This is a genomic window from Paludisphaera soli (assembly GCF_011064595.1).
GTDB lineage: Bacteria > Planctomycetota > Planctomycetia > Isosphaerales > Isosphaeraceae > Paludisphaera > Paludisphaera soli.
The window spans coordinates 80,637-106,968 of sequence record NZ_JAALJI010000024.1 but is presented as its reverse complement, the minus strand read 5'-3'; the positions used below and the strand labels follow the sequence as shown (position 1 = coordinate 106,968).

General features: G+C 72.7%; 18 protein-coding genes. 5 read left to right on the top strand and 13 right to left on the bottom strand.

Features of this window, described 5'->3' with window-relative positions; genetic code table 11:
- The first annotated feature begins 4 nt into the window (after positions 1-4).
- From G6O68_RS24405 to G6O68_RS24385, 5 genes are all read left to right on the top strand, one after another.
- The gene (locus tag G6O68_RS24405; protein WP_206108202.1) at positions 5-1,375 is read left to right on the top strand and encodes an efflux RND transporter periplasmic adaptor subunit; all 1,371 of its coding nucleotides are present in this window, start codon (positions 5-7) and stop codon (positions 1,373-1,375) included.
- A 105-nt stretch (positions 1,376-1,480) separates the two neighbouring features.
- Positions 1,481-3,082 (top strand): TolC family protein, encoded by a 1,602-nt coding sequence (locus tag G6O68_RS24400; protein WP_206108201.1) that lies wholly within the window; start codon positions 1,481-1,483, stop codon positions 3,080-3,082.
- Between the two features lie 180 nt (positions 3,083-3,262).
- Positions 3,263-4,636 carry an MFS transporter gene (locus G6O68_RS24395; RefSeq protein WP_206108200.1) on the top strand — a complete coding sequence of 458 codons (1,374 nt, stop codon included), beginning with the start codon at positions 3,263-3,265 and terminating at the stop codon, positions 4,634-4,636.
- A 61-nt stretch (positions 4,637-4,697) separates the two neighbouring features.
- On the top strand, positions 4,698-4,988 hold the full coding sequence (locus tag G6O68_RS24390) for a hypothetical protein (RefSeq protein ID WP_165251265.1): 291 nt from the start codon (positions 4,698-4,700) through the stop codon (positions 4,986-4,988).
- Between the two features lie 22 nt (positions 4,989-5,010).
- Positions 5,011-5,349, top strand: a complete 339-nt coding sequence (locus G6O68_RS24385) for a hypothetical protein (RefSeq protein ID WP_165251264.1) — start codon at positions 5,011-5,013, stop codon at positions 5,347-5,349.
- Here the strand turns inward: G6O68_RS24385 and G6O68_RS24380 are convergent.
- The 13 genes from G6O68_RS24380 to G6O68_RS24320 form a co-directional block, all read right to left on the bottom strand.
- Entirely contained in the window at positions 5,306-5,788 is a 483-nt protein-coding gene (locus tag G6O68_RS24380) for a YpsA SLOG family protein (protein WP_165251263.1), read from the bottom strand. The genes G6O68_RS24385 and G6O68_RS24380 overlap by 44 nt on opposite strands.
- A gap of 28 nt (positions 5,789-5,816) precedes the next feature.
- Positions 5,817-6,824 carry a 3'(2'),5'-bisphosphate nucleotidase gene (locus G6O68_RS24375; protein ID WP_240911491.1) on the bottom strand — a complete coding sequence of 336 codons (1,008 nt, stop codon included), beginning with the start codon at positions 6,822-6,824 and terminating at the stop codon, positions 5,817-5,819.
- A 99-nt stretch (positions 6,825-6,923) separates the two neighbouring features.
- Positions 6,924-7,778: a uroporphyrinogen-III synthase gene (locus G6O68_RS24370; protein WP_165251262.1), complete on the bottom strand. Its 855-nt coding sequence runs from the start codon at positions 7,776-7,778 to the stop codon at positions 6,924-6,926.
- A 46-nt stretch (positions 7,779-7,824) separates the two neighbouring features.
- Positions 7,825-9,081 carry an MFS transporter gene (locus G6O68_RS24365; protein ID WP_165251261.1) on the bottom strand — a complete coding sequence of 419 codons (1,257 nt, stop codon included), beginning with the start codon at positions 9,079-9,081 and terminating at the stop codon, positions 7,825-7,827.
- Between the two features lie 59 nt (positions 9,082-9,140).
- A complete protein-coding gene (nirB, locus tag G6O68_RS24360) occupies positions 9,141-12,089 on the bottom strand; it encodes a nitrite reductase large subunit NirB (protein ID WP_165251260.1) in 2,949 nt (982 codons plus the stop codon).
- A 19-nt stretch (positions 12,090-12,108) separates the two neighbouring features.
- Positions 12,109-14,373 carry a molybdopterin oxidoreductase family protein gene (locus tag G6O68_RS24355; protein ID WP_165251259.1) on the bottom strand — a complete coding sequence of 755 codons (2,265 nt, stop codon included), beginning with the start codon at positions 14,371-14,373 and terminating at the stop codon, positions 12,109-12,111.
- A complete protein-coding gene (locus G6O68_RS24350) occupies positions 14,370-16,043 on the bottom strand; it encodes a DmsC/YnfH family molybdoenzyme membrane anchor subunit (protein WP_165251258.1) in 1,674 nt (557 codons plus the stop codon). The genes G6O68_RS24355 and G6O68_RS24350 overlap by 4 nt, the downstream gene beginning before the upstream one ends.
- A gap of 240 nt (positions 16,044-16,283) precedes the next feature.
- The gene (locus G6O68_RS24345; RefSeq protein ID WP_165251257.1) at positions 16,284-16,931 is read right to left on the bottom strand and encodes a response regulator transcription factor; all 648 of its coding nucleotides are present in this window, start codon (positions 16,929-16,931) and stop codon (positions 16,284-16,286) included.
- A complete protein-coding gene (locus tag G6O68_RS24340; protein WP_165251256.1) occupies positions 16,900-18,354 on the bottom strand; it encodes an ATP-binding protein in 1,455 nt (484 codons plus the stop codon). Before G6O68_RS24340 ends, G6O68_RS24345 begins: the two co-directional genes overlap by 32 nt.
- Positions 18,355-18,578: 224 nt before the next feature.
- Entirely contained in the window at positions 18,579-19,520 is a 942-nt protein-coding gene (locus tag G6O68_RS24335) for a sugar phosphate isomerase/epimerase family protein (protein ID WP_206108199.1), read from the bottom strand.
- Positions 19,517-20,203: an ester cyclase gene (locus tag G6O68_RS24330; RefSeq protein WP_165251255.1), complete on the bottom strand. Its 687-nt coding sequence runs from the start codon at positions 20,201-20,203 to the stop codon at positions 19,517-19,519. Before G6O68_RS24330 ends, G6O68_RS24335 begins: the two co-directional genes overlap by 4 nt.
- 660 nt (positions 20,204-20,863) lie before the next feature.
- Positions 20,864-21,637, bottom strand: coding sequence for an ester cyclase (locus tag G6O68_RS33005; protein ID WP_240911490.1), 774 nt, complete (start codon positions 21,635-21,637; stop codon positions 20,864-20,866).
- Between the two features lie 446 nt (positions 21,638-22,083).
- Positions 22,084-26,211 carry a ThuA domain-containing protein gene (locus G6O68_RS24320; RefSeq protein WP_165251254.1) on the bottom strand — a complete coding sequence of 1,376 codons (4,128 nt, stop codon included), beginning with the start codon at positions 26,209-26,211 and terminating at the stop codon, positions 22,084-22,086.
- Between the last annotated feature and the right edge of the window lie 121 nt (positions 26,212-26,332).

Here is a 26,332-nt window from a genome sequence, read left to right as displayed (position 1 = left end):
CCGCATGACGACGCCGACGCCGGCCGCGGCCGAGACCCCGGGGCCGCCCGACCGAGCGGGGGGCGGCCCGACGCGCCGCGGCCCCGCACGGTTCCTCAAGCCCGCCGCCTGGCTCGTCGCGATCGCCGCGGCGGCCGTCGTCGTCTGGAGGCGCCCCGACGTGGCGTCCGAAGCCTGGCGGGCGATCGCCGGGGGCCACCAGGCGGCCCATCATCCGGCCGACGCGACCCCCCCGCGGGTCGCGTCCGGCCCCTGGGACGGCGCGATCGTCGTCGCGGAGCGGGCCCGGGAAGCGATGGGGATCCGGGTCGAGCCGGCGAGGCCGCAGTCCGAGCCCATCCGCCTCGAACTCCTCGGGACGACCGAATACATCTCCGACACGCTCACCAAGGTCCGGCCGATGTTCGAGGGCCGGGTCGACAAGGTGTACGTCACGGTCGGCGAGTCGGTCCGCAAGGGGGACCCGCTGATCGACCTCTACAGCACGGAGCTCGCCGCCGCGAAGAGCGTCTACGAGATCGAGAAGATCCAGTGGCTCTACGACAAGAAGCTCCTGGAGATCCGCGAGTCCCTGCTCCAGTCGAAGGCGGTCTCCCAGCAGCTCTACGACGAGACCAGGAACAACGAGATGAAGAACCGCCGCGAATACGAGGTCGCGCGGGACAAGCTCCTGGTCTACGGGCTCACCGAGCAGGAGGTCGAGGGGGTGGAGTCCGAGCCGGGGTCGGAGAAGGCCCGGCTCACGCTCCGGTCGCCGGCCGACGGCCTGGTCATCGACCGCGACGTCGCCGTGGGGAACCTCTACGACGAGAACGACACCCTGCTGGTCGTCACCCCGCTGGAGCGGCTCTGGGTCTGGGGGAACGTCTTCGAGAGCGACCTCGACCTGGTGAGCCTCGGGCAGTCGTGGGAGATCCGGTTCCCCTTCCTCGGCTACACGGCCCGGGGCAAGGTCGAATACATCTCGAACCGCGTCGACCCGTCGAGCCACGCCGTCCGGGTCCGGGCCTCGATCCCCAACCCCGAGGGGAAGCTCAAGTCCGACATGCTCGTCCGCGGCCTGCTGGAGATCCCGCCCGTCGAGGGCCGGGTGGAGGTCCCGAGGACGGCCCTGGTGGTCGTCGACGGGCTCGCCTACGTGTTCGTCGAGGTCGAGGGGAGGCCCGACGCTTACGAGCGCCGCGACGTGACGGTCGCCCACGAGAAGGAGGACCACGCCGTCCTCGAGCGCGGGCTGAAGGCCGGCGAGCGGGTCGTGGTCGTCGGCGGGCTGCTCCTGCAGCAGATCTACGAGAACGAGGAGGCCGCGGCCGTCGGCGCGGCCCCGGGGACCTCGGAGCCGGGTCGGGCCCCGGCCGCCTCGCAATCGCGTTAAGCGCCGCGGCCGTCGCGACCGATATCTTGGGAGGTCGGCGAGACGGGACCGTCGGCGCCCATCCTGGGAGGCCGCATCTCGCTTCGGGGTCACGAGGAGCGGGGGATGAAGCGATCCAGCCGGGCCGTCCGCGCCATGATCCTGCTCGGGGCCCTGGCGCTCCTCGCCCTCGTCCGCCCGGCCCGCGCCCAGGGGCCCGCGGTCGATCCGGCCGGCCCGCCGGGGCGGGTCGAGTCGCGGGGGGGCCTCGGCGTGCCCCTGGGCTCGGCGGGCATCTCGGCCTTCGACACGACCCCCGGCGCCATGGGCCAGCCGATCGGCGGCCGGGCCGGGCCGTCGGTCAGCCGGGCGCCCGTCGGCGGCCTCCAGCCCCCCACCACGGGGCGGGAGCCCGAGCAGCCGGAACGCTTCAGGCTCCGGGCCCTGGAGCCGGCGGACGTCCCCCAGTACGGCGAGCTGGAACTCCCCGCCGACGCGCCCGACCAGACGGGCCCGCCCGACGGCCTGACGCTGGATGCGGCCATCGACCGGCTCGTCGAGCGGAACCTGGCCCTGCTCGCCCTCAAGCACGAGATCGACCAGGCGCGGGCCGACGTCCTCACGGCGAGCCTGCGGGTCAATCCCGTGCTCTACGCCGACACCCAGTTCATCCCCTACGGCCGGTTCAGCAACGAACGCCCCGGCGGGCAGACGCAGTACGACGTCAACGTCACCCTCCCCGTCGACGTGACCGGCAAGCGGAAGGCCAGGACCGCGGCGGCCCGGCAGGCGAGCCGCGTGACCGAGGCCCAGTTTCAGGACGCCGTGCGGCTCCAGATCGACAACCTCTACACGGCCTACGTCGACGTCGTCGCCGCCGAGGAGACCCTGCGGTTCAGCCGGGCCTACGCCGACGGCATCCGCAAGCTCCTGGAGCTGAACCTGGACCTGCTGGAGCAAGGGCAGATCACCGAGGCGACCACCGACGCCCTCCGCGCCCAGGTCGAGCAGGCCCAGTACCAGGTGCGGGAGGCGACCCAGGCCGTCGGCCGGACCTCCCGCGCGCTCGCCGTGCTGCTGGACGTGCCCAGGGTCGAGGTCGACGCCCTCCGCGTCCGGGCGCCCCGCCGCCAGGTCTCGGACCTCCCCATGCCGATCGACGCGATCGTCGCCGAGGCGGTCGCCTGCCGTCCCGACCTGGTCGCCTACCGGCTCGGCGTCGGCCGCGCCGACGCCGACCTGCGGCTCGCCCACGCCGAGCGTTACTCGGACGTCTACGTCCTCGCCCAGCCCTACACCTTCCAGGACAACAGTCCATTCGGGAGCAAGAGCGCCACCTCCTGGGCCGTCGGCGTGACCGTCCCGCTGCCGCTCTACAACCGCAATCAGGGGAATATCGCCCGGGCCCAGTCGAACGCCGTCCAGACCCGGATCGAGGTGGCGTCGATCGAGCGGCAGGTCGCCGCCGAGGCCGAGGAGGCCGCCCGCGAGCTGGAACTCAGCCGCGACGGCGTGTTCGAGCTGGAGCAGCAGATCCTGCCGTCCTCGCGACGGGTGCGGGACGCGGCCTTCGCCCGGTTCCGCGGCGGCGAGGCCAACGCCCTCGAATATCTCGAGGCCCAGCGCCAGTACAACGACGTGGTCCGGCAGTACCGTGACTCCCTCGTCCGGCATCGCCGAGCCATGCTCGACCTGAACACGGCCGTGGGCGCCCGCATCCTCCCCTGAGCCTTCGACCGACCGAGGCAAGCGGCCGGCCGGGACCGACGGCTCCCACCAACTTCCTCCTCAGGCGACGCCCCCGAAATCCGGCATGGAGATTGCGTTCTGGACGGGCCGGGGCGCGGCGGGGACGGCGGGGGAGTCCGACTCGCGGGCGAGCGCCGAGCGTCCGACGGGGGGCCGCCGATGGCGTCGGAGGAGATGGGGCCGGCTCGAAGCTCGCGGTGGAGCGCCATGGGCCGGGCGTTCGCGAATCGGAATTACCGCCTCTTCTTCCTGGGTCAGGGGGTCTCGCTCGTCGGCACCTGGATGACCCGCCTGGCGACCGGGTGGCTCATCCTGCGCCTCGCCGGCGCGGACGCCCCGTGGCTGCTCGGCGTCGCGAGCTTCGCGGGCCTGGCTCCGACCTTCTTCCTCGGCCCGATCGCCGGGGTGTTCGTCGACCGCTGGGACCGCCGCCGCGTCCTGGTGGTCACCCAGGTCCTGGCGATGTTCCAGTCGGCCGCCCTGGCCTGGGTCGCGTTCAGCGGGCCGAGCGGCCCGCTCGCGATCGCCCTGGTCGTCGCCCTGAGCGTGGCGCAGGGGGCGATCAACGCGTTCGACATGCCGGCCCGGCAGTCGATGATGGTCGAGATGGTGGCCCGCCGCGAGGACCTCCCCAACGCCATCGCCCTGAACTCGTCGCTGGTCAACGGCGCGCGGCTGGTCGGCCCGGCGACGGCCGGCGTGGTGATCGCGGCCGTGGGCGAGGCCTGGTGCTTCGCGATCGACGCGGTCAGCTACGCGGCGGTCGTCGCGGCCCTGCTGGCGATGCGCCTGACGCCCCGACCCCGGGCGGCGGCGGTCGGCTCGGTCGGTCGTCGCCTGGTCGAGGGGTTCCGATACGCCTTCGGCTTCCCGCCGATCCGGGCCCTGCTCCTGCTGCTGGCCCTGATCAGCTTCGCCGCGATGCCGCAGTCGGTGCTGATGCCGGTGTTCGCCGCGAGGGTGCTCGGCGGGGGGCCGTCCACGCTCGGCCTGCTGTCGGCCGCCCAGGGGCTGGGGGCGCTGGCCGGGGCGCTGTACCTGGCCTCGCGGGTCTCGGTCCTCGGGCTGGGGCGGGTGATCGTGGCGGCGGCGGGCGTGCTGGGGATGGGGCTGATCGGCTTCTCGCAGTCGGGGTCGGTCTGGCTGTCGGCCGCCCTGCTGACGGCGACCGGGGCCGGGATGATGGTCCAGATGGCCGCGTCGAACACCCTGATCCAGACGATGGTCGACGAGGACAAGCGGGGCCGGGTGATGGGCTTCTACGGGATGGCCTTCCAGGGGGTCGCGCCGTTCGGCAGCCTGCTGGGGGGCTGGCTGGCGGGGCTCGTCGGCCCGCGCCCGGTGGTGTTCGGGTCGGGGCTGCTGGTGCTCGCGGGCGGCGCGGCGTTTGCTTCCCAGTTGCCCAGGCTGCGACGCCACGCCCGGCCGGTCTACGCCCGCCTCGGCATCATCCCCGTCGCGGCCGATGCGGCCGCCCCCGTCGCAGTCCGGCCGCCGAGCCCGAGGGAGATGGGCGAGCCCGTCGGGCCTTGATTCCGCGTCGCCCGCCCCGAAAGATCCTACCGGTCCCCCATTCCGGTCCCAGGAGGCCCCCATGGACGAGCCGCCGAGGCCGAAGTTCACCCGCGTGGCGACGCTCGCCGGCCCGGACGGCGAGCCCCTGTCGTTCATCACCCGCATCTGGCGCAAGGGCGCGGCCCGCCGCTGCACCCTCTGCCCGACCTGCAACCGCCAGTCGCTGGCGATCTTCTCCATGTGCGTCGTGGTCACCCCCGGCTTCGTCGACGACGAGGAGGCCGCGATGCACGCGTTTCAGTCGGGAGACTCCCAGCCGGAGACGCACGTCGAGATCCGGGAGCTGAACCCCGACGAGGGCGAGGACTGAGCGGGGAAGGCGAGGACGAGCCATGGTGATTCTGCGGCGGGTCGCGATGCTGGTCTTCATCGCCCTGCCGATGTCCCTCTCGTTCGTGGGGACGCTCCTGAGCCTGATCGGCGCCCTGGACTATCCTTCTCGACCGGCCTTCTCGGCTCCGGCTTGGTTCTTCGTCATCCTGCCCGCCGTCTCGGCCGCCCTATACGGGATGGGCGCGTACGACAGGATGCGGGGACGATCCTGGCCGGGGTGGGTCGACGGCGTGGCCTTCGTCCTGCTGATCCCCGGCCTGTTGATCTGGGGCTTGATGCTCTGGATCGGCCTGATCATCGCCGCCCACGGGGGGGGCTCGATCGTAGTTTGGCAATGACGCGGTCGAGGAACGCCCCGACGAGCGGCCCGATCTCGGGCGACCGCGACGTCGGCTCGCCCGCCGCGACGAGGACGCCGATCTCGAAGACTTGCAGCCAGTCCGCGGCCTCGGCGGGATCGGCGAATCGCGGGTGGACGACCAGGAAGGGCTTGCCCAACTCGCGGCACGCGGCGAACACGTCGGCGGCGCCGGGCGAGTCGGCGTCGCCGAACCAGAACAGCCCGTCGGCCCGTCGCAGGTTCGCCCGGATCCGCCGGGCGTCGTCGAACGGGAACTCGATCGCCCCGTAGAGCGCGCCGAGCCTCGGCGCGGGGCCTTCCTCGGTCAGGAAGCCCCGCGGCATGTAGCCCCCGGTCTCGACCCCCGCGCGGCGGGCCGACGCCCAGGCGGCCTGCTCGGTGCCCGCCTGCCCCCCCGTCACGAGCTTGCGGAGCATGGGGAATTCCTCGGAGGAGCGGGAGCCTTCAGGCGGATCCGTAAGCCTCGGCCAATGCGGCGATGACCCGGTCGTGCAGGGTGCCGTTGGTGGCCACGACGCCGCGGTTCTCGGACAGCTCGCGACCCTTCGTGAAGTCGAGCGGGCGGCCCGTGACGTCAGTCACGACGCCGCCGGCCTCGGCGAGGATCAAGGCCCCGGCGGCGTGGTCCCAGATCTTCTCCCGGTAGTCCTTCCGCGTGGGGAGGCGCAGGTAGATGTCGGCCTCGCCCCGGGCCACGACCGCGTACTTGGCCTGGCTGTCCAGGCGGACGGGGGCGGCGGCCACGCCGAGCCGCTCGGCCACGAGCGCCGACTGGTCCTGGGCGCTGTGGCCCGACTCGACCGACTCGCAGATCCGCGCGTCGCGCGGGTCGGTCCCCGCCCCGACCCGGATCGGGGTCGCCGGGCCCGCCGCGTCGAGCGGCCGGACCTCGGCCCCCTCGCCGCGAACGGCAGTGAAGACCGCCCCGACCGCCTCGTCGCCCGCCCGGACCGGTAGATTCGGGCAGGCCATCGCGGCCACCTCGATCCGGCCGTCGACGATCAACGCCAGCGCGACGGCGTACTGGCCGCCCCGGAGGAAGCCCTTGGTGCCGTCGATCGGGTCGAGCGTCCAGAACCGCCCGGCGCCCCCCTCGTCGCGGCCCAGGTCGATCCAGCTCAGGACCGATTCGCCGTCCGCCTCGGGCCGGATCCCCTGCACGAACTTGAGGACTCGCGAGGCCGATTCCTCGGCCCCCGCGCGACGGAGCATCGCGGCGTCTTCCTCGGCGACGATCCGATCGCCGGGGAAGGCCTCCGCGAGCGTCCGGCAGATCAACGCCTGGCTCCCGAAGTCGGCGATCGTGACCGGGCTGCGGTCTTCCTTGTCCATCGCGGCGGTTTCCAGGCCGCGCTGGACGGCCCGGCAGAGGATGGCGGCGTCCCGCACGGCGGCCGTGGCGACCTCGCGTTCTCGTTCGAAGGCCGCGTTCGGGCTCGTTCCATCCATCATCCCGCTCCTCCTGGTCCGCGATCGAAAACGGCCGCTCCACGGCCTCGGTTCCCATTCATCGGCCGACGAGGCCTCGCGCGTTGAATCGCCGTCCCGCCGTCAGGAGGGCTGGGCGACCTTGCCGACGCCCCGCCAGCCGGCCGCGACGGCGGCGACGAGGTGGCCGGACTTCGGGTGCTCGGGCTCGACGTCCACCGGCAGGCCGTGGGCCCGGAGCGCCTCGGAGGTCGTCGGCCCGATCGAGCCCACGACGACGCGTGCGGCCAGGGCCTCGCGCAGGGGTCCTTCCAGGCCGTCCTCGCGGGCGACCTGGAGGACGTGCTCCACCTGCTGGGCCGCCGTGAAGAGCGCGACGGGGATCCGCCCGGCGGCCAGCTCGGCGAGCGTGGCGCGGAGCGGGCCGACGTCCTCGGGCAGGGCCCAACGATAGACCGGCACGCGGGTGACGGTCGCGCCGCGGGCTTCCAGCCCGTCGGTCAGCTCGGGGACGGGCTTGCCGTACTCCTGCACCGCCACGCGCAGGCCGGCGACGGGCTTGCGCTCGTCCAGCGTCGCCAGGGTCTCCCGCCAGGTGTTCGGCGACGGGACCGAAACGTCGATCGCCACGCCCAGCTCGCGGAGCGCGGTCGCCGGCTTCGGCCCCCGGGCGACGACCGTCGTCCGGCCCAGGACCTCCGCCCAGCGTTCGCGGGGGAAGCGGGGCGCGAGGGCCTCGACGAGGTAGCGGATCCCCACGCCGGTCTCGAAGATCACGAGGTCGAAGCCGCCGGCTTCCAGGGTCTCGGTGAACGCGAGGGCGGCGGGGTTGTCCCCCAGGGGGATCTCGCGAAGCGCCGGGGCGGCGACCGCGAGGCCGCCGTGGCGGGCCACCAGGTCGGCCAGGATGCCCGCCATCCGCGCCTCGAAGACGGCCACGCGGAGGCCGTCGAAGGATCGGGCCGTGGGATTGCTCATGGGGCTCACATCCGAAAGGCGAAAGGGCGGGGGGCCGGTCGGTCGGTCAGGCGGCGCCCGGGGCCTCGGCCAGCGTCGGGCCGGGGACGAGGGCCGCGTCGGCGGCGGGCCCGCCTTCGACGACCAGGCTACCGCGCCAGCCTCGGCTCGCGTAAGCCAAAGCCGCCGCCCCGCCGAGGCCGCCGGCCAGGGCGAAGGCCACGAACCCGCCGCTGAAGCTCCCCGTCGCCCCCTTCATCGCCCCCAGCAGGGTCGGCAGCAGGAAGCCGCCCAGGCCCCCGGCCGCGCCCACGATGCCCGTCGCCACGCCGATCTCCGCCGGGAACCGCTGCGGCACGAGCTGGAAGACCGCGCCGTTGCCCATGCCCAGCGAGGCCATCGCCGCGAACAGCAGCGCGGTGCCCGCCCAGAGCGGCGGCAGCGTCCCCAGGCCCAGCAGCGACACGCCGGCGGCCAGGTACAGGACCGTCAGCATCCGGACCCCGCCGAGCCGGTCCGCCAGGTGTCCGCCGATCGGCCGCAAGGCCGAGCCCGCGATCACGCAGAAGGTGGCGAAGTTCCCCGCCTCCACCCGCGAGAGCCCGTACTGGCTGAGGAAAAAAACGCTCAGGAAGCTCGCCAGGCCGACGAACCCTCCGAACGTGATGCCGTAGAGCAGGCAGAACCACCAGGTGTCGCCCCGCCCCAGGACCTCGGCGTAGGCCCGCAGCGGGCGGGGGGCCGGCTGGTTGGGGCCGTCCTTGGCGAACGCGGCGAAGAAGGCCATCGTCGCCAGCAGCGGGATCAGGGCCAGGCCGAAGACCGCGTGCCAGCCCCAGGCCGCCGCCAGCCGGGGCCCGAAGAACGTCGCCAGCGCCGTGCCGCTGTTCCCCGCGCCGGCGATCCCCATCGCCAGCCCCTGATATTGCGGCGGATACCAGCGGCTCGCCAGCGGCAGGGCCGCCGCGAAGCTCGCGCCCGAGATCCCCAGCAGCAGCCCGACCAGCAGAATCGCGCCGAACGAATCGGCCCAGAGCCAGCCCAGGAGCAGGGGGATCGTCGTCAGCACCATCCCCAGCAGGCCCGTCCGCCGCGCGCCGATGCGGTCGGTCAGGAGCCCCAACGCCAGCCGGAGCACCGCGCCCCCCAGCAGGGGGACCGCGACCATCAGCCCCTTCTGCGCGTCGGTCAGGCCGAAGTCCGGCGCGATCGAGGTCGCCAGCGCCCCCGGCAGGAGCCAGACCATGAAGCTGACGTCGAAGTAGAGGAACGCGCTCAACAGGGTCGGCGCGTGGCCGGCGCGGCGGAAGTCTCTCAGGTTCATCGGGCCGGGGCTCCGGGGGGGCGGGGTAAAGGGGTGGAAGCGGGGACGGTTCGGGTCGGTCAGGAGCAGCCCGAGGCGCAGGCCAGGGCCATGCGCGCGAGTCGGCCCATCTCGGCTTCGGGGGGCAGCTCGACGTACACGTCGTCCCCCTCGACCTTCACGGGGAAGACCTCCAGGCGGTACGGCTCGCCGCCGAGGCACGAGCCCGATTCGAGCGAGAAGGCCTTTTTGTGCAGCGGGCAGGCGACCTTCGGCACGCCCTGCGCGTCGCCGAGGATGCCGCGCGAGAGGACGGCCTCGCGCTTGTGGGGGCAGGTGTTCTGGCTGGCGTACCATTCGCCCTTCGACGCGAACCGGAAGACGGCGATCTCCGCCTCGCCGTGCTTGATCGCGCGGCCGCCGTCGCGGGGGAAATCCTCGACCGACCCGGCGAAGACCCACGACCGACCGGCCCGGGCGGCGGGCGTCTTCGCGACGGGCAGGCCGACCTCCTCGATCGGCACGACGTCGGCCGGCCAGTCGGCGGGGCGGGTCTGGCCGCGTTCGGTCACGAACTCGATGCCCGGCGTCACCTCGTCGGTGTTGGCGAACTGGCGGAAGAACCGGCGCTTCTCGGGGTCGTCGACGACGGCCTTCCACTCGCATCGGTACGAGTCGACGTGTCCCTGCATCTGCCGCTCCAGCTCGTCGGCCAGGCCGAGGCGGTCGTTCACGATCACGTCGCGGAGGTAGTCGATGCCGCCTTCGAGGTTCTCCAGCCAGGTCGAGGTCCGCGTGAGCTTGTCCGCGGTGCGGATGTAGTACATGAGGAAGCGGTCGAGGTAGCGGATGGCCGTCTCCTCGTCCAGGTCCGAGGCCAGCAGGTCGGCGTGGCGCGGGCGGGCGCCGCCGTTGCCGCAGACGTACAGGTTGTAGCCCTTCTCGGTGGCGATCAGGCCGAAGTCCTTCCCCTGGGCCTCGGCGCACTCGCGGACGCAGCCCGAGACGGCCCCCTTCAGCTTGTGCGGCGACCGCAGCCCCCGGTATCGCAGCTCGACCCGGATCGCGAACCCGACCGAATCCTGCACGCCGAACCGGCACCACGACGAGCCCACGCAGCTCTTGACCGTCCGCAGCGACTTGCCGTACGCGTGGCCGCTCTCGAACCCGGCCGCGATCAGCTCGGCCCAGATGTCCGGCAGCAAATGCACCGGGGCGCCGAACAGGTCGACGCGCTGGCCGCCGGTGATCTTGGTGTAGAGCCCGTACTTGCGGGCGACCTCGCCGAGCACGATGAGCTGCTCCGGCGTGATCTCGCCGCCGGGGACGCGCGGGACCACGGAGTAGGTCCCCCCGCGCTGGATGTTGCCGAGGAAGCGGTCGTTGGTGTCCTGGAGCGTGGCGTGGGCGGGGGCCAGGACGTCCTCGTTCCAGAGGCTCGCCAGGATCGAGGCGACGGTCGGCTTGCAGACCTCGCAGCCGACGCCCCGCCCGCAGGCCGCAATGAGGGCGTCGAACGTGCGGAAGCCCCGGACGAGGGCAATCTGATAAAGCTCGCGGCGGGTGTGCGGGAAGTGCTCGCAGAGGTGGTCGTCAACCTTCGCGCCGGCGGCCTTCAGCTCGGCCTTGAGCAGCTCGCCCACGCGGGGGAGGCAGCCGCCGCAGCCGGTGCCGGCCTGCGTGCAGGCCTTCACCTGGGCGAGCGTCGTCAGCTTCTCCGAGCGGATCGCCTCGCGGACCTGGCCCTCGCTCACGTTGTTGCACGAGCAGACCTGGGCGTCGATCGCCCCGCCGAGCGCCGGGCCTCGGCCGGTGGAGAGCAGCTCGCCGGGCGGGAGCGTCAGGGGCTCGGGACTCTTGAAGACCGAGAGCAGGGCGCCGTAGTCCGAGGCGTCGCCCACGAGCACGCCGCCGAGCAGCTTCGTGCCGTCGGGGGCGAAGAGGAGCTTCTTGTAGACGCCCCGGAACGGGTCCTCGAAGGTCAAGGCTCGCGCCCCGGCGGCGTCGGCGAACGGTTCGCCGAAGCTCGCCACGTCGACGCCCATCAGCTTGAGCTTGGTGGACATATCAAAGCCCGAGAACCGTTTCACGGAGCCGGTCAGGTTCGCCGCCGCGACCTCGGCCATCTCGTAGCCGGGGGCGACCAGGCCGTAGACCATGCCGTCGTGCGCGGCGACCTCGCCGACGGCCAGGATCTCCGGGTCGGACGTCCGCATCGCGTCGTCCACCACGACCCCGCCGCGCGGGCCGACCTCCAGGCCGCAGGCGCGGGCCAACTCGTCGCGGGGCCGGATGCCCGCCGAGACGACGACCATGCCGACGTCGAGCACGCCGCCGTCGGCGAACGCCAGGCCCTCGACCTTGCCGTTGCCGAGGAACTCCCGCGTGCTCTTGCCCAGGTGGACGCGGACGTTCATCGCCTCGATCTTGTCCAGCAAAGCCTTCGATCCCGCGTCGTCGATCTGCCGCGGCATGAGCCGGGGCGCGAACTCGACGACGTGCGTCTCCAGCCCCAGTTCGCGGACCGCCTTGGCCGCCTCCAGCCCCAGCAGCCCGCCGCCGATCACCGCCGCCGAGCCCGCGCGGGGGGCGTAGGCGAGGATCGCCTCCAGGTCCTCGATGGTCCGGTAGACGAAGATCCCCTTCTTGTCCACGCCCGGCACCGCCGGCACGAACGGCGCGGAGCCGGTGGCGAGCACGAGAGTATCGTAGTCGACCTCCAGCCCGTTCGCCGAGACGACCCGCCGGTTCTCGCGGTCGATGCTCGCCACGCGGTCGCCGACGTGCAGGTCGACCCCGTTCTCGGCGTACCAGGTCCGGCAGGCGATCTTGAGGTGCTCGGCGTCGCGCTTGTCGAAGAACTTCGACAGGTTGACGCGGTCGTAGGCCGGCCGGGCCTCCTCGCAGAACGTGGCGAGCTTGTAGCGGCGCTCCAGGTCGAGCGCCACCAGCCGCTCGCAGAAACGGTGGCCGACCATGCCGTTGCCGACCACCACCACGGACTTTCGCGGGTCGCGTTTCCTGATCATGAGGCCCTCGTGCTGGCGTTCAATGGCTGGTCGACGTATCGGCGCGCCGGGGGATCTCGCCGGCGCGGGCCGCGCGGACCCGCGCCGCGCAGGACTTGTAGGAGGGCTGGCGGGACTCGGCGTCGAACGCCGCCAGGGTCAGCCGGTTGGTCGCGGCGTCGTGCATGGGGAGGAAGAGCTGGCCGGCGGCGACGGTCGGCGTGACGAAGGCCCGCGCCCGGGCCTCGCCCCGGCGGGACGCGACGACGGCCCAGTCCCCAGTGGCCAGGCCGGCGGCCTCGGCGTCGACCGGGTTGATCTCGACGTAGGGGTCGCGCGGGTGGAGCTTGCGGAGGACGTCGGATTTCGCGGTCCGCGTCTGCGTGTGCCACTGCGCCGCCGAGCCCCGGCCGGTCAGGAGCTGCATCGGGAAGTCGCCGCCCGCCGGCTCGGGCGCCGGCCGGGGCTCCTCGAAGAGGAACCGGGCGCGGCCGTCCGGGTGATGGAACCGGCCGTCGGCGAACAGCCGACGCTCCGGGCTCGGGTCCGCGCCCTCGGCCGGGAAGGGCCACTGGATCCCCCCCGCCTCGTCGAGCGCCCGGTAGTCGGCGATCCCGGTGACGTCGCAGGGGCGGCCGGCGGAGAGCCGCTTGAGGATCTGGAAGGCCGCCTCGGGCGACGACCATTCGTCGAACAGGGCGTCGCAGCCCGCGTAGTGGGCGGCGAGCTTGAAGATCTGGAAATCCGCGAGCGCCTTCCCCGGAGCGCGGCGGACCTTCTTGTGCAGGCCGACCCGGCGCTCGGAGTTGATGAACGTCCCCTCCTTCTCGCCCCAGCCCGCCGCCGGCAGGAGCAGGTCGGCCAGCTCGGCGGTCTCGGTCGAGTGGTACATGTCCTGGACGACGAGGAAGTCCAGCTCGCCCAGCGTCTCGCGGAACCGCGACTGGTCGATCCAGGAGTGCGCGGGGTTGGTGCCGATGATCCAGAGCCCCCGGATCTCCCCCGCGCGGACGCCGTCGAGGATCCGGTCGTACGACCAGCTGGGGCGGTCGGGGATGCGGCCCTCGGGGATATCGAGGATCTCGGCGACCTCGGCGCGGTGGGCGGGGTCGGCGAAGTCGCGGCCGCCCAGCAGGTTCGTCGTGTTCGAGAACAGCCGCGAGCCCATCGCGTTGCACTGGCCGGTGATCGAGTTCGCCCCCGTCCCCGGCCGGCCGATGTTCCCGGTCAGGAGCGCCAGGTTGATCGCCGCCTGCGCGGTCTTGACCCCCTGGTGGCCCTGGTTGACCCCCATCGTCCACCAGAACGAGACCCGGCGGCCGTTCGCGATCCGGTCGGCGGCGTCGCGCACGACCTCCTCGCGCAGCCCGGTTTCGCGGGCGACGTATTCCGCATCGAACCGGCCGACGAAGGCCGCGAACTCGTCGAAGCCCCGCGTGTGGGCGTCGATGAACGGGCGGTCGATCGCGCCTCGTTCGATCAACAGATTCGCGAGCCCGTAGAGGAACACGAGGTCCGACTTGGGGCGCACCGGCAGGTGGAGCGTGGCGGCCATCGCCGTCTCGGTCCGGCGCGGGTCGACGACGAGGATCTCGGGCCGGTGGGGGTTGCGCGTCGCCCGCTCCCAGAGCACCGGGTGGGCGATGCAGGGGTTGGCTCCGATCAGGACGATGCAGTCGGATTCTTCGAGGTCCTGATAGGTGTAGGGGGGGGCGTCGAAGCCGAAGGCCTGCTTGTAGGCCACGACCGCCGAGGCCATGCACTGGCGGGTGTTGCCGTCGCCGTGGACCATGCCCAGGCCGAACTTGGCGACGGCCCCCAGCAGGGCCATCTCCTCGGTGGCGATCTGGCCGGTGCTCAGGAAGGCGACCGAGTCGGAGCCGTGCTCCTTCTGGATCGCGCGGAAGCGGGCGGCGAGTGTCGTCATCGCCTCGTCCCAGCCGACCTCGCGACGCCGGCCGTCGGCCCCTCGGAGCAGGGGGGCGGTCGCCCGGTCGGGGGCGTCGAGGACGGTCAGGGCCTCCCAGCCCTTGGGGCAGGCCATCCCCCGATTCACCGGATAGTCGGCCGTCGGGGTGAGGTTGACCGCCTCGCCGTCGCGGAGGTGGACGGTCAGGCCGCACCCCGTCGAGCAGAAGCCGCAGACGACGCCCGTCGTCGCGTCCGGGGCCTTCGAGGCCGGGACCTGCCCCAGCCCGAAGCCCCCCGGCTCGCGGCGAAGCTCCCGGGTCAGCCGGCCGTCCCTGGCGCGGACCAGGCCGAGGAGGCGGTCGAGGACGCCTTCGCGTCGGAGTTCGGTCGTCATGACGGCAGCCCCCCCGGCATCCTGGGTTTGGAGACGGCCCGGAAGAACAGGCTCCGCTCGACGAACTCGCCCGCCAGCGACGCCCCCAGGGCCAGGCCCGAGGCGATCGCCGTCCCGATCGGCGCCCCCGCGAACAGGACCAGGACCGCCGCCGCCGGCAGGACGAAGCCCCCCGCGATCCCCAGCGTCCGCCTCAGGTCGACGGCCCGTCGCAGGGGGCCGCGCAGCAGCCGGGCGGTGCGGCCGAGCGGGTCGTCCCCCGTGGCGTCGAGGTCGCGGGCCTCGAAGGCCAGCTTGACCGCGGTCGCCGCGCCCAGGGCGAGCGCGGTTGCGATCAGGGGCGTGGTGGCTCGTCCACCCTGGACGCCCAGGCAGGCCAGGGCCACGGCCAAGCCGAGCACGACGGCCGTGCCGGCGAACTTGCAGCCCGCGATCGAGGCCCGCCAGTAGGGCCGGCGGACGACGTGGTAGACCATGACCGAACTCCCCACCCCCGCCCCGCCGCTCGCGACGACCGCCGCCAGCATCCCCAGGCGGAGCCCGGGGCGGCCGTCGAGCCAGCCGGGGAAGAGCAGGTCGGCCGCCACGTAGGCCGCCGCGACCTTGGCGAACAGGCCGAGGGTCGCGATCTCGCGACTGAGCCAGGAGTGCCGGATCCCCAGGATCGCCCGGTAGGCGTACAGGGGCCGCCCCAGGTGGAGGAGGCTCGCGCCCAGGCCCAGGAAGCCCATCGCCAGGCAGGCCCGGGGATGGGCCGATCCGGCGACGCCGTCCGTGGCCCCCGCCAGTCGGGCGAGCAGTTCGATCAGGAAGCCGCCGGCGGCGAGCTGGGTCAGCACGAGCATGACCGCCAGCGGCGTGTGGCCGTGCTCAGGGGTCGGCAGGTGATCGTCGGCCGGGCGGAGATCGCCCGGGACGAGCGAGCGGAACCGCGTCGCGGGCCGGGTGTAGGCCGGGTCGAACGCGCCGGGGAGGAACGCGCCGGCCTCGGCGTCCGCCCGGACCTCGGCCACGTCCACGACCCGGATGCGGATCGCCTCGTGCGGGCAGGCCTGGACGCAGGCGGGGGCCTCGCCGACCTTCAGGCGGTCGGCGCACATGTCGCACTTGCGGACGATGCCCTTCGCCGGGTTGTACTTGGGGGCGTCGTACGGGCAGGCCAGGGTGCAGTACTGGCAGCCGATGCACTGGTCGTCCAGGTGGCGGACGATCCCGGTGATGGGGTCCTTCTCATAAGCCTCCACCGGGCAGGCGCTCTGGCAGGCCGGCTCGACGCAGTGGTGGCAGGCGGTGGTGACGTGCTGGAGGACCGGCAGCGCCGTCGAGCCGCCGATCAGGAGGCCCACGTCCCGCCAGGTCTCGTCCGCGTCCAGCCCGTTCAGCGAGTGGCAGGCCGCGACGCACGCCTTGCAGCCCGAGCATCGGCCGAGGTCGACCTCGAACGCCAGCTGCTGGCCGGGGCCGGGCGGCTCGGCCGGCAGGAGCGCCGAATAGTACTGCGCCTGGATCGGCTCGGCCGCGTCCTGGTGGACCTGCGCGAACCGCTCGACGGCGGTCAGGTCGCCCTGCTCGGCCAGGAGCGAGGCGACGAGCCGGTCGCCCCGAGGCCTGCTGGGGGCGGGCGCTTCACGATCGGCGATCGCGGTGGGACGTTCCTCGACGACGGGCATGGCCGCTCCTCGCTCGGACGGTTCGAGGGGTCGCGACCGGTCGGGCAAGGGGCCGGTCCGTCCTCGTCGAGGGACCTACCTATCGCAGCGAGAGTGCCGAGGCTCGGGAGAGTGCCTGGTTTTGCGGAAGCCCGAAGGGGCCGGCGGGGTGGTCCTTCGCGAAACCGAAGGGTCGATGGGGCTCGTGAGCCGGAGGGCTGTTTGAATCCTCGGCAGACGTGCCTTGATCGCGGGCTTCGTTCAGGCCGAGCGGGGAGGCGAGATCTGCCGCGAAGGCGGCTCGGCCTCCTCGACTGCGATCGCCAGCCGCAGCAGTTCCGACAGCGACCCGGCCCCCAGTTTCCGCATCAGCCCGGCGCGACGCAACTCGACCGCGCGGGGGGTGATGTCCAGGAGGGCGGCGATCTCCTTGTTGGGCCGACCGTCTCGGATCATCGCCAGGACCTCGCGCTCCTTGCCGGTCAGGGTCTCGAACCGCGAGCGGATCGCGTCGGCCTCGGCCTGGCGGGCGAGGCGGGCGGCGTCGTCGCGGATCGCCCGCTGGATCTTCTCCAGCAGGACCTGGCCGTTGAAGGGCTTCTCCAGGAACTCCACCGCGCCGGACTTCATCGCCCGGACGGCCATCGGCACGTCGGCGTGGGCGGTGATGAACAGGACGGGCAGGCGAATCCCCCGGGCCGCCAGGCTCTCGAACAAATCGAGCCCGCCGGTCCCCGGCATCCGCACGTCCAGCACGAGGCACGCGGGGCCGGCGTCGAGGGACGCCGCCGAGAACGCCTCGGCCGAGTCGTAGGTGACGGCCCGGAGCCCGACCGTCGTCAGCAGCCAGCGCAGGGAGTCCCGCATGTCGGGGTCGTCATCCACGATGTGGACCGTCGGCTCGTTCATGATCCGGCGGGGCGGCGGGGATCTGGAACCGGAACGTCGTGCTCACGCCCGGCTCGGACTCCACGAAGAATCGCCCCTGGTGGGCCTCCACGATCGTGCGACAGATCGCCAGTCCCATGCCCATTCCGTCGGCACGAGTGCTGAAGTATGCGTCAAAAATTCGAGACAGGATCTCGGGCGTAATGCCCTCGCCGTTGTCTCCCACCTCGAATTCCACGCCGTCCGGGTTGGACCTCGTCGTCCGGATAACCAGCCTGGGATTCGGGACTTGCGACTGGGCGAGGGAGTCCAGGGCGTTGCCGACGAGGTTCACAAGCACCTGCTGGATCTGCACCGGGTCCCCGACGAGACAGGGCAAGTCGGGCGCCATGTCCAGATGGACGGCCGCGCCGGAGGCCTGGAGGCGGCCCCGGAGGATCTCGATCGCGTCGTTCACGGCCGCCTCCGCCCGGAACGGTTCGAGGCTCGGGCCGTGTCGGGTGACGAACCGTCGGACGTGGCCGATGATCCGCCCCGCCCGCAGGGTCGCGTCCCGGAGTTGGCGGAGCGCGCCGCGGACTTCTTCCAGGGGCGGCTCCGGCTTTTCGAGGGCGATCAGGCAGCCCTCGGCGTAGTTGGCGACGGCCCCGAGCGGCTGGTTCAGCTCGTGGGCCAGGGCCGAGGCCATCTCGCCGACCGTGCTGGCCCGCCCGGCGTGGCTGACCTGCTCGAGCAGGCTCCGGTGCCGCTCCCTCGCCGCCTCCAGCTCCTTCGTCCGTTCCCGGACGCGGGCCTCCAGCTCATCCCGAGCCCGCGCCAGCTCGTCCACCTGGCGCCGCAACAGCTTCGCCGCCGGCCGGAAGATGAGCGCCCCGATGGCCACGAGGCTCGCCAGGGTCATCCCGGCGAGCGCCCAGCCGATCCGGCGGAAGGTCGCGATCCGGCCCCGAGCCTCCTCCTCGTACAGGCCGACGACGCGGTCCATCCGCCGGAGGTACTCCCCCTCGTGGTCCAGGATCGCGGCCACGGCCTCTCGTGCGGTCGCGGCGTCGGGCGGGTCGGCCGAGGCCGAATCCAGGAGCCGGCGGGCCGCGTCGCGCATCGCCACGAACGACGGCCCCAGCGCGGCGAGGGCCTCGCGGACGGCCCGGCCGTCCCGGCCGTCTCCCCGGAGCAATCGGTCGTGCGACTCGGACCAGAGGTCCAGCACCCGCCGCACCTCCCCGAGCGCCTCCCCCCCTTCCGCACCCCGGCCCCGATCGAACTCCAGGGCGGCCTTCGCCAGCCGCTGGCTGAGCATCCGCTGGCGGCCCGAGACGTTGATCAGGGGGGCGTCGGTCGCCAGCCGGGCCAGGTACGGCTGCACCAGCAGCCGGTCCCCCAGCACCAGCAGCATCACCACCGCCAGCGCGGCCCGGTACTGCCGCTCGAACACGTCGATCATCGCGGCGCTCGTCATCTTCGCTTCACTCGAATCCTCGATCCGCGGGTCTATGTTTAATTTAGCGTGAATGCCTTGAATGGAGGCGCCGAAGGAATAGAATGTCTTCGCGGTCGGGGTCGACGCCGACGAACGAGGCGGCCTGGGATGGACCAGTCCGCCCCCCGTAATGCACGCGAGGTGCCGTCGGGAGCCCCGGGGCGACCGGCGGCATCCGCGTATGCGCCTCAGCCCAGCAGGGCGAACGCCCGCTTCAGGGACCGGGCCGCGGCGGCGACGGCCTCGTCGGCGGGGAGGGTCCGCAGGGTGGCGTTGAACGGCTCGGCCCGGACGGGGCCGTCGTAGCCGAGGGCGACGAGGGCCGACAGGAAGGCTTTCAGGTCGATCACGCCGGTGGCCCCGGGGAGTTCCCGGACGCCGTCGCGCTGCTGGTCGAGGGGGACGGACCGGGGGGCGTCGTTGAGGTCGCAGGCCACCACGTCGCGGTTGGCGAGGCCCTGGAGGTCGTCGGCGGTCTCGCCAGCGGTGTGCCAGTGCCAGGAGTCGAGCACCAGGCCGACGTCGTCGCGGCCGATCTCGGCGATCAGGTCGCGGGTCTCGGCCAGGGTATGGACGAACGGGTGCCGCGAGGCCGTCCAGGCGGTCTTCGGGCCGACGTACTCCAGCCCCAGCCGGAGGCCCTGGTCGCCCAGGACCTTCGCGACCTCGCCCAGCCGCCGGGCGTGGCGGCGGAGGTTCGCCAGGTAGGTCAGCCGATCGTCGCCCGGCCGGATCCAGGTGCCGACGCGGGTCGCCCCGGCTCGGGCCAGGGCTGCGGCGAAGGCGGGCAGCTCGGCCATCCCGGCGCGGAAGGCCTCCTCGTCGCCCCGGAAGTCGACCGCCAGCGCGGCGGCGCCCCAGGTCAGGCCCTTCACCTTCAGGTCGGCGAGCAGCTCTTCCACCTGGCCGTCGGACAGCCCGCCAAGGTGGCCGGCGTCCGGCGCGACCGACCGGAACCCATGCCGATGCGCCAGCGCGATCGCCGTCGGCAGGTCGGCCTGGACGCCGAGGTTGCCGCAGACCAGGTCCATCGTCATCGCCGAGGCCGGCGCCCGGGACTCGGCCCCGGGGACGAGGCCCGCCAGCCCGATCGCGGCCGAGGCCCGCAGGAAACCCCGCCGCGTCGTCATCGCCCGCCCTCCGTCCGGATCCCCGCGCCTTCGGCGAACCGCGGCCCCTCGCCGTCGCGGAGCCAGCGCGGGGAGGCCCCGGTCTCGGCGAGGAAGTCCAGCAGCACCTCGGCCGGCATGGTGACGCCGGTCTCGTAGTTGTACCAGGTCCGCACCGGCAGCCCGAGCCGGCGCGCCATCTCGGGGCCGCCGGAGGGCCCCAGCAGCTCCTCGCGGATCTCCCGGATGCGCTCCGACAGCTCGGTCCGACGCCGGATCCGCCGGTCGCGCTCCGCGTCCGAGACCTCGCTGAGATGCTGCAGCAACGCCCCCTGGTTCCAGGCGTCCCAGGCCTCGACCATGACGCCCTTTTCGAACCGCTGCCAGGTCATCCCCCGGACCGAGACGTGGCGGTGGCAGGGCTCGATCCCCAGCGCGTCGCCGGCGTGCGTCCCCGTCGCGGCCCAGCGGACGACCACCTCGTCCCCCTCGCCGAGCAGGCCTTCCATGTCGAATTTCAGGTCCGGGAAGGCGGCGAGGAACTGCTCGCGGACCCTCAGGAAGGGCTCGATCCCGAAGGTCTCGCCGGATTCCATGTGGCCGACGACGTCGGGGCTCATCAGCTCCGTGATCGGCTCGTCCCGCCGCTCATTCCAGACCTCCTGGAACCACCGCCGCGATAGGTCGCGATTCTGGGCGCTCATGTCCGTCTCCCGGCTGGGGGATCTTTCACCGCCGCAAGCCCACGAAACCCAGGATAGCCGAGCGGCTGGCTGGCTCATACCATGAACCGACCGATGACGCGGCCCCCGAACCCGGCCCCGAAATCGGCTTCGTTCGCGCCGGCCTGAAAAGGAAACCGTCGGACGCAAGTGGTTTCAGGTCAAGGCCTTGTCTAGCGTTCTCAGTGTCCGGAAATTGGCTTCGTTCGGCGCGATTCGCGACACTCCTCTCACTCAACACCACCAGGGCGGGTAGGAAGGCCGCAGGGTGCCACGGGTTCGGGGAATTCGTGGCACCCGGTTTAACGCCCCTCGACGGTCCCGAGCCGGTGGCATCCCGGACGCAACGTCGCGAATCGGCTTCGTTCGCGCCGGCCCGAAAACGAACCCGTCGGACGTAAACTCTTAGCCTTGATGGTGTTGTCGTGCGGTAATCCCGCCCGGAATTGGCTTCGTTCGGCGCGCTTCGTGGGTCGAGGCCGTGCGCCTCGACGTGGTGGCCGACGCGGGAGCACCGCCCACTTTCCGACCGCCGGCTTGCCAAAGATCCGGGCGCACCGCCCCCTAACCCCATCATGCGTCACGAAGTCCGATCGGGGAGACGCCGATTCTGCGGAAGGAGGGGGCGGCCGGCTCGTGGGATCAGGTGAGCGGGGCCGAGTCGGGGTCGTCCCGCTCGGCGTCTCGGTCCTCGGACTCAAGCTTCTCAAGGCCGATGCGGAGCAGCTCGATCGGCGAGGGGCCGGCGGCTTCGGGGGTGCGGCGGTAGCGCGGGCCCTCGCCGGAGAAGAGCCAGTGGGGCTCCACGCCGGTCTCTTCGAGGAAGCCCAGGAGGACCTCGGCGGGGACGGTGACGCCGGTCTCGTAGTTGTACCAGGTCCGGGCCGGCAGCCCGAGCCGGCGGGCCATCTCGGGGCCGCCCGATTCGCCGAGGACCTCGGCGCGGATCTCGCGGATCCGGCCGGCCAGCTCGGAGCGACGTCGCACGACCTCGGGGTCCCCGACGCCGGCCGGGCCCGGCTCCAGCGACCGGAAGAGGCCGTCCTGGTTCCAGCCATCCCAGCCCTCGACGAGCACGCCGTCCTTGTAGCGGTGCCAGGTCATCCCCCGGAACGACACCGGCCGGCGGCTGGGCTCGAAGCCGAATCCGTCGCCGGTGTGCGTCCCCGAGGCGCGCCAGCGGACGACCACGTCGTCGCCGTCCGCGACCACGTCCTCGATCTCGATCCGCAGGTCCGGAAACGCCGCGAGGAACTGGTCGCGGATCTCCTTGAACGGGCCCGGCCCTTCGAAGTCGCCCGATTCCATGTGCCCGATCCCGTCCGGGCTCATCAGCTCGTCGATGGCCTCCGTGCGCCGATCGTTCCAGACCTCCTCGAACCACCGTCGCGACAGCGTGCGATGCAAGGCGCTCATGGTCGTCCTCGTGGGTTGGTCCCCATCATCGGGGTATGCAGGAGCGTTTCCGAATCGTCGGCGGGCGGGGCGGCGAAAGCGAGGAAAATCCGGCGAGACCTTCAAGGCGACTCAAGGTCGAGGCGGGAACCGCGTCGCTCGCGATCGAGCCGCAGCAAGGGGAGGCGTCCGACACTCATAGTCCTTCCCCCCCGTCGGGGGAAGGTGGCCGGAAGGGTCGGATCAGGGGGAGCACGAGCGCCGTACGGAGAACCAGCCGGTCTGGCAAGCCGTCGCGTCCTCGCGTCGTCCGCCTTGATGGTCCCCCTCATCCGGCCTTCGGCCACCTTCCCCCACCAGGGGGGAAGGGAAGTCGTGCGAGGGCCGACGGAGTTCTCAAGGACGCAAGCCGTCCGGCCGTCCCCAGCCGAGGGGGGCGGCCTCCGCCGCCGATTTTCCGCGATCGCTCACTCCAGACGCGCCCCCTCGGTCGCCAGGTCGATCAGGCGGTCGGTCGGGTGGTCGGCGGTCCAGGCGATCGCGCGGAGGAGGATGAGGCGGAAGAGGGGGTCGTCGAAGCTCCAGGTGTAGTGGCCGGGGATGGAGACGAAGACGCGGCCCTTCCCCTGGCTTCGGGTCCACATCAGGGGGCGGGGCTCGCCTTCCTCGGGGGCCGTGGCGAGGACCTCGATCCGGCCGACGTCGCCCCGGAGGTTCCAGTAGGTCTCGTCGACAAGATGAAGTGCGGCGAGGCCCTCGGTGATGGGCGACTTCGCGGCGAACGTCAGGTCGAGCGGGCCGTGGCGGAACTTCGCGCCGTCGGCCCAGGCGAGGCCGATCAGATCCGCGAGCGCGTCCGGGGCCTTGCCGCCGTTGACGGCGAAGTGGATCACGACGAGCCCGCCGCCCCGGTCGAGGTACGCGCGAAGTTTCGCGGCCTGGTCGTCGGACCAGGTGCCGTTGGCGGAGTACCAGACGATCACGTCGGACTCGTCGGCGAACTCCAGTCCGGTGCCGTCCGCCACCTCGCGGACCGTGACGTTGGGGGCCGAACGCAGCAGCGGCGCCCAGCGGTCGAGCCAGAGGGGATAGTCGTGCTCGTCGATCCCGTGGTCCTTGGGGCCGGCGGCGAGCGTGATCCGCAAAGGCTTTGCGGCGGCGTCGGCCGGGGCCTTCCTCGCCTTCGTCGCGGCCTCCCACTCGGCGCGGGTGCGGGGCGGGGGGGCGTCGTCGCGATGGATAGGGGCGGGGGCCGGCGGGCCGAGCAGGAGGAAGGCCATCAGGTGCTTGAAGTCCTCGGCGCCGATCGCGGCCGGGAGCCCCCCGGGCATCGTCGAGATCCCCGCCGGTTTCATCTCCTCCACGTCGGCCCGCGAGACGATCAACTCCTCGCCCGTCGTCAGCCCCATGCGGAGCCGGTCGTCCTCGGTGCGGACCGAGCCGGTGAGCGTGCGGCCGTCGGCCATCGCGACCTGGTACGCCACGAAGTCCGGGTTGATCGCGGCGCTCGGCTCGGTCACGTCGCGCAGGACGGACGCGAAGTCGCGCTCGACGAGGTTCGACAGGTCGGGCCCGATCGTCCCCCCCTCGCCCCGGATCGCGTGGCACTGCGAGCAGCGGGCGCTCGCCCCCAGGAAAACCTCGCGGCCCCGGCGGCGATCGCCCCCGGCGAACTCGGGCGGGAACGTCGACTCGCGCGAGGGCTCGGGCGAGCCGTCCTCGGCGACGCTCGCCCACGGGACCAGCAGCCGATTCGGCGGCAGCAGGCGCGGACGCGGGTCCTCGTTCGTGCGGTAAGACACTTCGAGCATCCCGCCCGGGCCCGTCGAGCAGGCGGCGACGATCGGGACCGGGGCCTCGGAGACTTCCCCAAAGGTGGCGACGATCTCGACGAGCCCCTCGCCGGCGTCTCGGGTTTCGAGTTGGGCGCCGGGCGCCTCCACGCTCAAGCCGCGACGGCCCTTGAACGTGAGGATCGGCCGCTCCGGTGGCAGGCCCGGGTCGACGGTGGAGCCCGGCTGGACGGCGGGGCGGAGCAGGTCCTTGAGGCGGACCTGGGCGCGGAGCGTAAGCAGGCCCGGCCGGTCGAGGCCCGCGAAGAAGCGGTCGTGCTCGGCGCTGGCGAGGGCCAGGCCGCGCGCGACGGCCGGGTCCAGGTGGGGGAGCCAGAGTTCCTCCGCAGGTCCTCCGCCCTCCGGTTCCCAGCGCGCCGCGACGCCGTGCAGGTCGAAGGCCAGGTCGGTCTCGGGGCTCTGAGGGAGGGGGCCGGTCTTCGCGCCGGGCGCCGGGTCGGGCCGACCCAGGCCGGGGATCGTGAGGGCGTGGGGCAGGGGGGCCGACTGGGCGTCGGTCGTCAGGATGAGCGTCCGGCGGTCGGGCGACAGGCCCACGCTCCGAACCGGCAGCAGGTCGCGCGGCGAGGCGAGCTGGCTCGCGACGACGGCGTAGCCCGGGCGCAGGGTCTCGAAGCGGTCGCCCGGCGCGACGGCGCGGCCGGACTCGATCAGGATGCGTTTCGACATATTCTGGAGCGACGCCGGGTCGAGCGGGCGGTCGAAGGCGATGCGGACCTCGCGAGGGCCGCTCGACCAGGCGAGCGTCGGCAGCGGCAGGCGAGCGGCGTGGCGGATCTTGTAGAGCTTGCCCTTGCCTTCGGGGCCGCTCCCCCAGTCGGGGGCGCCGCTGTGCGCCGCGACGACGAGCGAGCCGTCGGCCCCGACGCACGAGTCGACCAGCAGCATCCCGGCGACGGCGATCAGGTCCGTCCGCGCGGCGTACTCGCCCCGGACCTTGACCAGGTGCGTGCGGTCGAGCTTGCCGCGCGAGTAGCCGCAGACGATCGCGTCGCCGGCCCACCACTCGGGGCCGAACCTCGGCTCATCGCCCCGGCCGTTGAACGTCAGGCCGCAGGTCGACTGGTGCTGGGGCGCGTAGTCGAACGTCGAGGGCTCGTCGATCACGCCGGGGAGGTGCTTCGCGTGCCGCGGGGGGAAGCCGTAATGGCGCCCCGGCCGGACGTGCAGCAGCTCGTCGAACGGGTTGCCGTTGGCGAGCCACGTCGCCCCCTCCTGGTCGGTCGCGAACAGGTCCCCCTCGGCGTTGAACTCCAGGCCCACCGAAAACCGGATCCCGGTGGCCACGACCTCGCGCGAGCGGAAGTCGGCCGCGACCTTGAGGATCGCCCCGCGCTCGCCCCTCACGTCGTATCGGGCCCGCCCGTCGGCGTCCAGGAGGTAGCCGTTGGTGAAGTTCTGGGTGCCGGTGCCCAGGTAGATCGAGCCGTCCGGGCCGAGGGCCACGCCCATCGCGTCGACGCTGTGGATCAGCTCGGGCCAGCCCTTGGCGACGACGATCTCCCTGTCGGCGCGATCGTCGCCGTCCACGTCGACGATCAGGGCGAGCTTCCCCTTGCAAGGGATGAACAGGCCCGAGCCGTGGGGATAACCCGGCGGCGTCAGGGCCGCGTCGATCGGCGAGACGATCGATCCTCGGCCGTCCCAGAACAGCTCGGCGCGGTCTTCCAGGCCGTCGCCGTCGGAGTCGGACAGGACGTGGATCATCCCGTCGTAGCCCACGGCGAACAGCTTGCCGTCGGGTCGGCGTCGAAGGTTGTTCACGTTCTTCAGGTCGAGAGGCAGCTCGAAGACCTCGAAGCCGGGGACGAGCATCTGGAACGGCGGCGGGTTCTTCACGGATTCCAGCCGGCGTCGGCCGTCGGCCTCGGGGATGGTCCGGAGGACGTCGGTAAGGCCGCGATGCCTGGCGTCCAGGTAGTCGCGCACCGCGTGGGCCTCGGAGTCGGAGAGGGCGCGGTCGTACAGGAGCACCTCGGCCACGTCGCCGTGCAGGAAGCCCTGGACGAACGGGGGCCGGGCCTCGTTGCTGTAGAGCCGGGCGCCCAGGGTGAGGCGGTCCAGCCGCATCGGCTCGGACTTGCGCGGGCGAGGCTTCTGGGGGGCCCGGTCGAACGTCGTGACGATCTCCGACCCGTCGATCCGCACCATCACGACGACGAACTCGCGGAAGTCGCGCGGGGAGTCGACGACGTTGAAGAAGCCCTGGAAGCCGCGACCCTCGACGTTGAGCGCGTCGAACCGCGTCGACGCGAACGGCCCGAGGTCGATCGTCAGGCCCGAGGTGTAGTCGTTGCGGCCGTCCTCGGAGCCCGCGAGCAGGCCCCGGAACATCCCCAGGTTGCTCGCCGGCGCGACGACGACGAACGCGGTGGCCTCGCGGATCGGGCCCTCCAGGCCCTTCGCCTCCAAAAAGTCGTCCTCGCCGTCGAACCGGACGAACGAGCGGCCGTCGGCCTGGATGAGCCGGGGGCGGGCTTTCGCCTCGGGCTGTTCGAAGTCGCGGCGCGAGCCCGAGGCGTCGGGCCAGGTCGCCATCGCCGCGCCGGGAGCGGCCTCGACGCCCGCCGGCCGGCGCCCGGCGTCGAGCCAGGCTCGCAGGCCGTCGCGAACCGGCAGGCCGGCGTCGGCCCAGGGCTCGATCTCGACGGCCGCGGCCGCGCGGGCCGCCATGAGGATGATCGCCGCGAGCGCCTTGAACGCTCGACGGCTCGACCGGACCCGCAACCCTTCGCGCGACATCGGCCCGCCCTCCCTCGTGTCGGGGCCGCGCGATCCGCCGACGCCCGGCGATCGTCGCCCCGCCGCCGATGGTATCCGCCGGGGGTCGCTTGAGGAAGCCGCCCGCCCGGCCGTCGATCCG

What these genes read in the sequence shown, in the direction of transcription:
- G6O68_RS24330 (WP_165251255.1), bottom strand. Translation starts at nt 20,203, where the DNA reads ATGAGCGCCCAGAATCGCGACCTATCGCGGCGGTGGTTCCAGGAGGTC.
- G6O68_RS24385 (WP_165251264.1), top strand. Translation starts at nt 5,011, where the DNA reads ATGGTGATTCTGCGGCGGGTCGCGATGCTGGTCTTCATCGCCCTGCCG.
- G6O68_RS24350 (WP_165251258.1), bottom strand. Translation starts at nt 16,043, where the DNA reads ATGCCCGTCGTCGAGGAACGTCCCACCGCGATCGCCGATCGTGAAGCG.
- G6O68_RS24355 (WP_165251259.1), bottom strand. Translation starts at nt 14,373, where the DNA reads ATGACGACCGAACTCCGACGCGAAGGCGTCCTCGACCGCCTCCTCGGC.
- nirB (WP_165251260.1), bottom strand. Translation starts at nt 12,089, where the DNA reads ATGATCAGGAAACGCGACCCGCGAAAGTCCGTGGTGGTGGTCGGCAAC.
- G6O68_RS33005 (WP_240911490.1), bottom strand. Translation starts at nt 21,637, where the DNA reads ATGAGCGCCTTGCATCGCACGCTGTCGCGACGGTGGTTCGAGGAGGTC.
- G6O68_RS24395 (WP_206108200.1), top strand. Translation starts at nt 3,263, where the DNA reads ATGGCGTCGGAGGAGATGGGGCCGGCTCGAAGCTCGCGGTGGAGCGCC.
- G6O68_RS24370 (WP_165251262.1), bottom strand. Translation starts at nt 7,778, where the DNA reads ATGAGCAATCCCACGGCCCGATCCTTCGACGGCCTCCGCGTGGCCGTC.
- G6O68_RS24320 (WP_165251254.1), bottom strand. Translation starts at nt 26,211, where the DNA reads ATGTCGCGCGAAGGGTTGCGGGTCCGGTCGAGCCGTCGAGCGTTCAAG.
- G6O68_RS24375 (WP_240911491.1), bottom strand. Translation starts at nt 6,824, where the DNA reads ATGATGGATGGAACGAGCCCGAACGCGGCCTTCGAACGAGAACGCGAG.
- G6O68_RS24345 (WP_165251257.1), bottom strand. Translation starts at nt 16,931, where the DNA reads ATGAACGAGCCGACGGTCCACATCGTGGATGACGACCCCGACATGCGG.
- G6O68_RS24405 (WP_206108202.1), top strand. Translation starts at nt 5, where the DNA reads ATGACGACGCCGACGCCGGCCGCGGCCGAGACCCCGGGGCCGCCCGAC.
- G6O68_RS24390 (WP_165251265.1), top strand. Translation starts at nt 4,698, where the DNA reads ATGGACGAGCCGCCGAGGCCGAAGTTCACCCGCGTGGCGACGCTCGCC.
- G6O68_RS24340 (WP_165251256.1), bottom strand. Translation starts at nt 18,354, where the DNA reads ATGATCGACGTGTTCGAGCGGCAGTACCGGGCCGCGCTGGCGGTGGTG.
- G6O68_RS24380 (WP_165251263.1), bottom strand. Translation starts at nt 5,788, where the DNA reads ATGCTCCGCAAGCTCGTGACGGGGGGGCAGGCGGGCACCGAGCAGGCC.
- G6O68_RS24365 (WP_165251261.1), bottom strand. Translation starts at nt 9,081, where the DNA reads ATGAACCTGAGAGACTTCCGCCGCGCCGGCCACGCGCCGACCCTGTTG.
- G6O68_RS24400 (WP_206108201.1), top strand. Translation starts at nt 1,481, where the DNA reads ATGAAGCGATCCAGCCGGGCCGTCCGCGCCATGATCCTGCTCGGGGCC.
- G6O68_RS24335 (WP_206108199.1), bottom strand. Translation starts at nt 19,520, where the DNA reads ATGACGACGCGGCGGGGTTTCCTGCGGGCCTCGGCCGCGATCGGGCTG.